Annotated in this window: 9 protein-coding genes; all 9 read right to left on the bottom strand. The window is 47.7% G+C overall.

All coding sequences use genetic code 11. The features are described 5' to 3' along the window. Positions 1 to 15 precede the first annotated feature (15 nt). Entirely contained in the window at positions 16 to 1,482 is a 1,467-nt protein-coding gene (locus DHL47_RS07965; protein ID WP_209551501.1) for a glycoside hydrolase family 32 protein, read from the bottom strand. 8 nt (positions 1,483 to 1,490) lie between these two features. Continuing rightward, the gene (locus tag DHL47_RS07970; RefSeq protein WP_128837047.1) at positions 1,491 to 2,345 is read right to left on the bottom strand and encodes a carbohydrate ABC transporter permease; all 855 of its coding nucleotides are present in this window, start codon (positions 2,343 to 2,345) and stop codon (positions 1,491 to 1,493) included. Beyond that, positions 2,338 to 3,222 carry a carbohydrate ABC transporter permease gene (locus DHL47_RS07975; protein ID WP_128837048.1) on the bottom strand — a complete coding sequence of 295 codons (885 nt, stop codon included), beginning with the start codon at positions 3,220 to 3,222 and terminating at the stop codon, positions 2,338 to 2,340. Before DHL47_RS07975 ends, DHL47_RS07970 begins: the two co-directional genes overlap by 8 nt. Positions 3,223 to 3,631: 409 nt before the next feature. Further along, positions 3,632 to 4,948 carry an ABC transporter substrate-binding protein gene (locus tag DHL47_RS07980; RefSeq protein WP_164828446.1) on the bottom strand — a complete coding sequence of 439 codons (1,317 nt, stop codon included), beginning with the start codon at positions 4,946 to 4,948 and terminating at the stop codon, positions 3,632 to 3,634. A 150-nt stretch (positions 4,949 to 5,098) separates the two neighbouring features. Beyond that, positions 5,099 to 6,067 (bottom strand): substrate-binding domain-containing protein, encoded by a 969-nt coding sequence (locus tag DHL47_RS07985; RefSeq protein ID WP_206512694.1) that lies wholly within the window; start codon positions 6,065 to 6,067, stop codon positions 5,099 to 5,101. Between the two features lie 278 nt (positions 6,068 to 6,345). Then, entirely contained in the window at positions 6,346 to 7,206 is an 861-nt protein-coding gene (locus DHL47_RS07990) for an NAD(P)H-hydrate dehydratase (RefSeq protein WP_209551502.1), read from the bottom strand. A gap of 164 nt (positions 7,207 to 7,370) precedes the next feature. After that, positions 7,371 to 8,144: an HAD hydrolase family protein gene (locus tag DHL47_RS07995; protein ID WP_128837051.1), complete on the bottom strand. Its 774-nt coding sequence runs from the start codon at positions 8,142 to 8,144 to the stop codon at positions 7,371 to 7,373. Then, complete coding sequence (locus DHL47_RS08000; RefSeq protein WP_128837052.1) at positions 8,141 to 8,995, bottom strand: bifunctional methylenetetrahydrofolate dehydrogenase/methenyltetrahydrofolate cyclohydrolase; 855 nt, start codon at positions 8,993 to 8,995, stop codon at positions 8,141 to 8,143. The genes DHL47_RS07995 and DHL47_RS08000 overlap by 4 nt, the downstream gene beginning before the upstream one ends. 202 nt (positions 8,996 to 9,197) lie before the next feature. Next, positions 9,198 to 9,380, bottom strand: a 183-nt coding sequence (locus DHL47_RS08005; protein WP_209551503.1) for a hypothetical protein, incomplete at its 5' end; no start/stop codon positions are given.

The raw sequence follows: 9,380 nt of genomic DNA on the forward strand, positions 1-9,380 counted from the left end.
ACTTCTTCTCTTTCTTCATGATCGAATGGCATAGAGTTCCAAACTGCCTGCACCCAGACCAGCAGTCCTTAAGAAAAGATCACTGCCCGCATCCTTTTCATAAAAAGTCATGGACATGGTCTGACCGTTAAGAAAGACCTCTATGGAGCTGGTGTCGCGAACCAGTTCTAAAACGAAGGGCTGGTCCTGATTTTCCAGCTTCATCAGGCGTGTATCCAGATAAGGCTGCTCCTGCCCGGAAATTTTATGCCCTGCTCCCTCACGGCTGAGCTGCAGGATATGCTGACTATGGGAATAGCTGAGACTGATTGCAGCACCAGTCTGAGGATTTCTGGCATAGGCCAGCTCAACATCACTGGCTGTTTCCAAGCTCAGACGGATATACTGCTGCTGCTGAATCAGATTGGCAAAGTGCAGATCAGCCTGACCAGCATTATGGACATACTCCTCCTGTAAATCCAGAAAAGCGAAAAAGCTTTCGGGAATTTCCTGATGCAGACGGCCATCTCTGACCGACAGCTTGCGCGGCAGGGTCATCATACCGGACCAGCCATGTCCCAGCTGATGCGGCGGAATGGTGCGGTGCCACATCTGCATCCAGGCCACCAAGTAACGCTCCCCCTGATCATTGACACAGGTCTGAGGTGCATAAAAATCCAGCCCGCCGTCAATTTCATGACTGTTTTCAACCATAAAACGGCCGCTTTGCCAGTCTACCTGACCGATGAAAGCCAGAGTAGAGTTGAGATTCCAAAACTGCTCCTCCTGACGCTCCATCTCAATCGGAGACAGGAGCAGCACCCATTTGCCATCCAGCTGAAACAAATCCGGGCACTCCCACATAATGCCCTGACCAGCCCGGCCTTCCAAAAGAACGGATTTGAAGGACCAGTGCAGGCAATCCTTGGACTCAAAGAGCAGAATCTGCCCGCGCTTATCCTCTGTTTTAGAGGCCACTACAGCATAATAGCTGTCCTGCTGCTTGAATATTTTTGGATCTCGAAAATCTGCTATATCAGCAATCCCTGCAATCTCTTCTTGGGCAATGACCGGATTTCCAGCATATTTCTCAAAGGTCAGACCGTCTTTTGACACAGCAATGCACTGGGTTTCTGTCCTTTTTTCTGCATCTTCCGCATGCCCTGTATACATCAAGACCAGCTGGTCATCAACTACAAGAGCACTTCCCGAAAAGCAGCCGTCACGGTCATAGTCCTCACTCGGCGCCAGCGCGACCGGCAGTTCCTCCCAGTGCAGCAAATCTCTGGACTTGGCATGCCCCCAGTGCATCGGCCCCCAAACGCTGTCATAAGGATAAAATTGATAAAAAAGATGGTATTCCCCTCTGAAATAGACAAAACCATTGGGGTCATTCATCCAGCCAATAGGCGGCAGCAAGTGGAACTGTCCTCTGTACTGCTCCTTGACCTTATGGCGATGTGCCTCTATGAAGCGGTTCGCTTCTGTAATTTTCTCTTTCATAGACCGACCTACTTAATTCCTGTACCTGAACCACCCAAACCTTGGATGATGTATTTTTGAGCAACGATATAAACCAGAATCAGCGGAATCGTGGAAATGGTCAGCACAGCCATTACCTGATTGATATAAACCGGCTGAGTCGTGTTGATAGTGGTAATCGCAACCTGCATGGAAAACTTGGACGAATCCGTCAAGACCATGAGCGGCCAGATGTAATCATTCCAGCTGGAAATGAAAGACAGCACGCCGACCGTTGCAACAGCAGGCTTAGACATGGGCAGCATAATCTGCCAGAAAATCCGCAAAATCCCTGCGCCGTCCATACGGGCTGATTCAATGATTTCCTCTGGAATGGCAATAAAGAAATTTCTGAAAAGGTAGATATTAAAGACACTGGCCAGGCCGGGAATAATAACCGCCAAGCGATTGTTGACCAGACCCAGAGCATTGATAATGGTAAACTGCGGAATCAGCATAGTCTCCATGGGAATAATCAGCAAAGCCAGAAGAAAACCAAAGAGCAGCTTTTTGCCGGAAAAATCAATCTTGGCAAAGGCAAAGCCGGCCAGAGAATTCACGATAATAGAACCCAGTGCAAAAGTCCCCGCATAAAACACACTGTTGGCCAGATAGGTCAGGATACTGAAGCGCTCCAGCACTTCCTGATAGGGTTTAAACCAGTTGGCCGGATTCAGACTGGGCAAAAAAGCCTGCCAGCTGCTCAGATTTTTGTAGACATCTGCCTCCGGCTTCATAGAAGACACCACCATCCAAATCATCGGAAAGAGAAAGAGGGCTGCCAAGAGGAGCAAGAGGATATATTCCAGAACCGTTCCTGCTTTGATACCTTTCATTCTATTCATCCTCCTTCAGTACACGTCTTTGGACCAGGCTAATCATGCCAATCAAGGTCGTAAATACCAGTGCAATGGAACTAGAGTAGCCGACTAAGCGGTCTGTAAAACCTTGCTGGTAAATGTAATAAACCATCGTAATAGTTGAGTTCATCGGGCCGCCCTGGGTCATTACCATCGGCTGCACAATCAGCTTAAAGGCTGAAATCAGTGTCGTCAGCAAAACGAAAAGGGCTGTTGGCTTTAAGAGCGGCATGGTAATATAGCGGAACTGCTCCCACTTGCTAAAGCCATCCAGCTCTGCTGCCTCATAGACATCCTGCGGGATATTCTGCATACCGCCCAAAAAGAGCAGCATCTGATAGCCGGCTCCCTGCCAGGCAGAAACAAAGACAATCGCATACATGGCCTGCTTGGGGCTCCGCAAGAAAGGCTGAGCGGCAATCCCAACCTTGTCCAACAGTGCATTCAAGAGACCATTATTGGGATTGAGCAGATAGAGCCAGAGAATGGAAATAACGACCAGAGACATAACCACCGGCGCAAAGAAGGCAACCTTAAAGAACATATTGCCCTTACGTTTTTTATTCACAATCAATGCCATGCCCAATGCTGCTCCCAGCTGAACCGGAATGATCCAGACAACAAACTGAGCGGTATTTAGGACACTTTTGAAGAAGGTCGGATCCTTAGCCAGCCGGATAAAATTGTCAAAGCCGATAAACTTGCGGGCGTCCGGTGTCAGCAGATAGTAGTCTGTAAAAGCATAATAGACAACCATTCCAACCGGAATCACCAAGAAAACCAATAGTAGAATCAGGGCCGGCGACAGAAAGCCGTAGCCCAAGAGATTTTCTTTTAATTTCTGACGTTTCTTTTGCTTCATGAATAGTTCCCTTTCATTCGGATTCAGAGTCCGTCCGACAGACTGGCAGCCTGATAGCGCCTGCAGACTCATACCGCTGTTTGGTTTATCTCCTTTTTGCGTCATCACTTAAGAAAAGAAATGCATATGAGCAGGAGAATAAAACAGGGACGAGGCCGCACCTCATACTCGGTTGTGCCCCATCCCTAGATTGCATGAACAAGCAGCAAATCTGATCTGATACTCTTTGAACATCGAAGATGAGGCTGGGACAGACTCCCATGATGGGATGGCTGCGTCCTCACCCACAGAGGGATGCATCTTTTGGAAGACACCGCCTAAAAACAGCCAGCCTCGTAAATCAATGAGACAATTTATCGTCTATTGACCTTATTCTTATCCCTTGTCAACAGTCCATTTTCTTTGAGTATTACTTATTCAGAGCTTGATCAATGGCTGCCTGCATTTCTTTGGCACGCGCATCCAGCACTTTCTGAACACTTGGATTTTCTTCATAGTAGCTGATATCCTGCATGGCTTGCTGGAAGGAGCGGGATACCTGCGGATAAGCCACCACAACCGGGCGTGCATGGGCAGTTGCTGCATTTTGCTCCATCAAAAATTTCATTGGTTCAGAAACCTTATCCTTGATATTTTCAATAGTGGATTTACGGATTGGCAGCACACTGTTGCCCAAGCTGAGGATTTCGCTTGATTCCGTATTGGTTGCAAACTTGACAAACTCAGCCGCCGCTTCCTTCTTATCGGACTTTTCAGTCACACCCAGCTGCCAGCTGCCTGAAGGAGACACTAATTTCTTCGTTGTATTGGATACCGGATAAGGCAGAATGCCAAAGTCAATGTCCTTATAATTGGTTTCCAAATCAGCAATTGTCCACGAACCGCTGAGAACCATTGGGTACTGGCCTGTCTCAAAGCCTTTTTCAACCGGGCTGACAGTTGTATAGCCTTCCTTGACCAAATCTTGGATAAACTGGATAGCTTCCACACTTTCCTTAGCATTGAAATAACCTTCAGCCTTAGTGCCGTCATCATTTACCACTGTTCCGTCATTAGACCAGATGAGCGGCATATATGCATAGGGCAGCATTTCATCATTGGAATTGAGACGGAAGTCAATAGCTGCTTCCTTGAAGTGGTCTTTCAGTTTTTTGCTGATGGCCTTAAATTCATCCCAAGTCCATGGCTTTTCCAAGCTTGGCAGACTGGCTTCATCAATGCCTGCTTCCTTGAACATCTTTTTATTATAGTAAATGCCGACACTGGATTCTGAATAGCCAAAAGCATAGAATTTGCCGTCGTAAGTCCCCTGCTGCTTGATGCTGTCCAGAACATCGTCCATATCATCATCTTTGACATAATCATCCAGCGGAGTGATGACTTTTGACTGGGCATAAGCTGCTGTATTAGGACCATCCAGAGTAATGACGTCCGGCAGACTGTTGGTGGTAATAGCCGCATTGACCTTGTCTTCATAGCCGCCGCCGCTGCCGCTTCGAGGAATATACTCGGTTACAACCTTGTACTTGCCTTCGTATTTCTTGTTGAAATTTTGTACAACCTGGTCCCAAGCCTTACCTTCAGCTGTCTCGTCAGAAAACTGAACCCAAACCTTGATGTCGTTTGAAGAAGCAGCATCCTTTGAGCCGCTGCCCGAACCGCTGCAGCCAGCCAAAAATCCTAACGACAGGGCTGTAAGAACCGATAGAACAATACCTTTACGCATAATTTCCTCCTTTTTGAAACGTTTCCATTTTCTTTGAAAAAGAGAAAGGCCGATGACCTTTTTGTCTTTTTTGAAACGTTTCCGTTTGCACTTTAATTATAACAGCGCTTTCATAAAAAGTCAACTGCTTTTTAGGATATTTTTTGAATTTCAGGACAGGATTTTGGTAGTGCCGCCTTCTTCAAAACGAACCGGAATGGCAACCCTTGTCTTTTCCCGCTGCTGCTGACTGATTAAACGCAGCAGCAAGTCGACAGAAGCCTGAGCGATCAGATCCAAAGACTGGGCGATGGTTGACAGGAGGTAGGATTGATCCTCTGCATTGCGCAGACCGTCAAAACCGATGATCTGATAGTCCTCCGGAGCGGCCTTGCCCAGCCTGTCCATAACCTTGATAACCCGAAGCGCCATGAAATCATTGACCGTAAAGATCCCATCTATCTGAGGATGAAGCCGCAAAAAGCTTTCAATCTGTTCTTCAGGATTGACCAAGGGTTCTTCCATATCCAGCTCAAGCACAGCGCAAGCCTCCGCCTCTGCCTGAGCAGTGAACCCCAGCTTTCTCTGCTTGGTCTCATTTTCGTGAATATTAGTCCCGCCGATATAGGCCAGCTGCCGGGCCCCCCGCTTCAGCAATTCCTGAGCCGCCAGCTGTCCGCCTAGGAAATTTTCCGATGTCACATAAGACACATTCTCTGAGAAATGGCGGTCAAAGCTGACAAAGGGAAGGCTGGACGAAACATACTTATCAATGTCCGAATAGGTAATGGCAATAATACCGTCTACCTTATTTTTCTCCAGCATTTCGATGTACTCGATTTCATTGGCCGCATCCCCATCAGCATTGCAGATAAAGAGCTTATAGTGATTTTTCAGAAGCTCCTTTTCCACATGATAGGCAAATTCCGAAAAGAAAGGATGCCAAATAGTCGGAATAATCAAGGCCACGATATTGCTGCGGTTTGTTTTCAGGCCTCTTGCATATTCATCAGGGGAATAATCCAGACGCGCGATCGCCTCTTGAACCTTTTGATAGGTCGAATCCTTGACGCGGTAGCCATTGACCACCCGTGAGACCGTTCCCAGCCCCACACCAGCTAATTCTGCCACATCTTTCATGGTTGCTTTCACCAATACCTGATACCTCCTTCCACAAGATACGAGGATGCCAGCAGCGCTGAGCAAAAATAGAAAAACTGACAGAGAAGCTGAAGCTTCTAAAACATTTTATCCTTTTTGCCAAGAGCTAAGCCCACGTTCCATTCACAAGGGAGAAAAACCCTGCGGGAAGCAGGCGCAGGCCGGACTCGTTTCTGCACCATCCTGCCGCCTTTCTTCTCCCTGTTTTTTCATATTAACATGCAACCGCTTTAAAAACAAGCCTTTTCCTAAAAAATTCATGAAAAATCTGTCTTTTCCTCGCACAGCAGCTTCATCCACCGCGGAATTTCCCGACTGATGTCTGTCGGCAGAACCACATAAGCTTCTCGGGACAATGCATCTGCAATGACGGAATGCAGGAGAGTTGCGGCAGCAACCCGGTCCAGCAGACTCTGCTCCTTGAATTGACCAGCAAAAGCAGCAATCATACCAGCCAAGGTATCCCCCATGCCGCCGGTCGCCTGATAAGGACCGCCGGCTGTCAGCTGCCAGCTTTCGCTGCTGCCGCTTTGATAAATTGCTGTCCCATGCTTTTTTTGGACAAGGATTGTCCCCAAAGGAAAGGCATTGACAGCAGCCCGATTAGCAGCCTCTGTCTGCTCAGCAACAGGCAGACCGCTCAGGCGCTCCCACTCTTTCTGATGCGGTGTAAAGATAGCCTGGGCTTTAAGAAAGGACAGAGCTGCCTGGCTGAAAAGAGAGATAGCCCCGCCATCTACAATCAAAACCTGATCTTCTCCTGCTTCCTGCAAAAGCTTGCTTAAAAGAGCCTTTTCAAAGTCCCCCTCTGCCAGACCCGGACCGATTAAGACAACATCCGCTCTGGCCATCTGCTCAAACAGCCGGTCAGTCTCCCGCAGATCAAAGGCCATGGCTTCTGGCAGACGGCTGTGCAGAGCAGCGATGTTTTCTCGATCCGTCGCCGCCGTAACCAGACCCGCTCCGCTCCTGACTGCCGCCAGGGCCGCCATGATGATGGCTCCGCCGTAAGGGTAAGTCCCGCCGATTAACAGCAGCCGGCCGTAATCCCCCTTGTGGCTGTTCAGAGGACGCGATGTGATGACTTTTTGCAGCAATTCTTGGCCAATCTGTTTCATATCCATTCTCCTTTTCCCTATTTTATCATATTTTTAGCTCAGCCTGAAAATAAAAAAGCAGGCTTTCTTCAGAGAAGAAATTCCCTAATCTGCCAAAGAACAAAGTTTTTTTGTGAAAGGAACATCTTAAAAACAGCCAGAGGATCTGCTGACTGTTTTCATTCTTATTTTCCCTTAAAATCCAGAAAAGCCTGACGGATAGCTGCAGCCAAAGCGTAGATGAAATCGCCTTTTAGGGCCACCTGATCATCAGCATAAGCTTTCAAAGCCGGGAAATCGCCGACCTGAACCGCATAGAGGGAGTTCTTAAACATCTCAATGTCATTCTGGTCATTGCCAAAGGCCACATAGTTTTCTCCACAGAGTTCCTGAATGGTTGAGGCCTTGTGGGTGTCAGCCGGATTGATATAAAAACACTGCTCGTGTTCATGGTAGTCGACAGTCAAATCAGACAGATTTTCAAACTGAGCCTGCAAATCTTCCACTAGCTGCTCATGATTTCCCATATAGATGACGATTTTTATGGGATGCTGGAGTTCCGCTAAGTCCAGCTGCTTGGCTCGGCCAAGCGGATCTACACTGGCAATAAAAGGAATTTTCTCCAAAATCTGACCGCTATAATTAAAAGTATTATCTACGAAAAAAGGCAGATTATAGGTCCGACAGAAGTCCAGCACGGCCTGATAGCTAGCTGGATTCAGCTGCCGCTCAAAGATCAGCTGCCCGCCTTGGTAAGCCAAACCGCCATTGAGGCCAATAACTAACTGCTGGCTGAGTTCCGAGCCCAAAAGTCCCAGACAGTCCCGGTAGGATCTGGCTGAAGCAAAAACAACCTCATGTCCGTAATGGGGAGCAGTCAGTAGAACCTGCTTGAGCTCCTCGTCAATCGTCATATAATCAAAGCACAGGGTGCCATCCAAATCAAAGACAAATTTCATTTTTTAAGACTCCGTTTAAAAGCTTGATAGGTCTGCTCCATCAGCATAGTGATGGTCATCGGGCCCACTCCCTTAGGTACCGGCGTAATCAGGCTGGCAATCTCAGCAACCTCATCAAATTTGACATCGCCGATCAGCCGGCCGTTTTCATCCCGGTTCATGCCCACATCAATGACGACTGCCCCTTCTTTGACAAATTCCCTGGACACAAAATGGCCGCGGCCGATGGCTACAATCAAAATATCCGCTTTCTTAGCGATTTCCGCCAAATGGTGGGTGCGGGAATGGGTCAGGGTTACCGTAGCATTCTTGGCTAAGAGCAGCTGGGCCATGGGCTTGCCGACAATATTGCTGCGGCCGATGACAACCGCTCTTTTGCCTTCCAGCTCCACATTGTACTCATGAAACATTTCCATGATGCCGGCCGGAGTCGAGGGAACCATGACCGGATGGCCGGACCAAAGCCGGCCCATATTCATAGGGTGGAAACCGTCCACATCCTTATCTGGATTGATAGCTGCCAGTACGGCCTCCTCATCAATATGAGCTGGCAGAGGCAGCTGGACTAAAATACCATGCCAGTCAGGATTTTGATTGTAGGTCTCAATCAAGGCCAGCAGTTCTTCCTGACCAGTCGCTTCCGGCAGGCGGTCTACCTTGCTTCTGAAACCGACGGCCAGAGCCGAACGCTCTTTATTTCTCACATATATCTGGCTGGCGGGGTCATTGCCCACTACCAGTACCGCCAATCCGGGCACCCGTCCCGTTTCTTCTTTCAGCTTTGCTGTTTTCTCAGCCAATCTTGCCTGCAGCTTGTCTGCTAAACCTCTGCCATCGATAATCTGCGCCATTTTTTTTCTCATTTCTTTTTCATTATCTTTTTTATTATAACAAAAAACTGTCCCCGTCTGCTATACCTTTTTCTTATATGAGGTTATAAGAGAAACGATGATTTTTGCTGGATAAGCGCTTCTTTTTAGTCAATCTAGGCAACATGCAGCAGAAAGACTGGATATAGACAAAAAATTTTAACGGCGGGTGACGAAAAAAACTTTATACTCTTGGAAAAATGCTGCAAACTGCGGCTGGCTTTCTGATTTGCTGATGAGCATCATTGAGGATGAAACAGTAAAACCAGTCCTGAAGCCAAGTTCTAAAAAGAGGCTGGGACAAAAAGGCTTCAAAAAAAGCAACGACTAGAAAACAGCCGTTGCCTTTTGCTTTAAAGAGATAGTC

The sequence above is a fragment of the Streptococcus panodentis genome, assembly GCF_017884005.1.
GTDB classification, from domain to species: domain Bacteria; phylum Bacillota; class Bacilli; order Lactobacillales; family Streptococcaceae; genus Streptococcus; species Streptococcus panodentis.

Excerpts from the sequence above, each read along its gene's own strand:
- DHL47_RS07965 (WP_209551501.1), bottom strand. The coding sequence starts at position 1,482 with ATGAAAGAGAAAATTACAGAAGCGAACCGCTTCATAGAGGCACATCGC.
- DHL47_RS07970 (WP_128837047.1), bottom strand. The coding sequence starts at position 2,345 with ATGAATAGAATGAAAGGTATCAAAGCAGGAACGGTTCTGGAATATATC.
- DHL47_RS07975 (WP_128837048.1), bottom strand. The coding sequence starts at position 3,222 with ATGAAGCAAAAGAAACGTCAGAAATTAAAAGAAAATCTCTTGGGCTAC.
- DHL47_RS07980 (WP_164828446.1), bottom strand. The coding sequence starts at position 4,948 with ATGCGTAAAGGTATTGTTCTATCGGTTCTTACAGCCCTGTCGTTAGGA.
- DHL47_RS07985 (WP_206512694.1), bottom strand. The coding sequence starts at position 6,067 with ATGAAAGATGTGGCAGAATTAGCTGGTGTGGGGCTGGGAACGGTCTCA.
- DHL47_RS07990 (WP_209551502.1), bottom strand. The coding sequence starts at position 7,206 with ATGAAACAGATTGGCCAAGAATTGCTGCAAAAAGTCATCACATCGCGT.
- DHL47_RS07995 (WP_128837051.1), bottom strand. The coding sequence starts at position 8,144 with ATGAAATTTGTCTTTGATTTGGATGGCACCCTGTGCTTTGATTATATG.
- DHL47_RS08000 (WP_128837052.1), bottom strand. The coding sequence starts at position 8,995 with ATGGCGCAGATTATCGATGGCAGAGGTTTAGCAGACAAGCTGCAGGCA.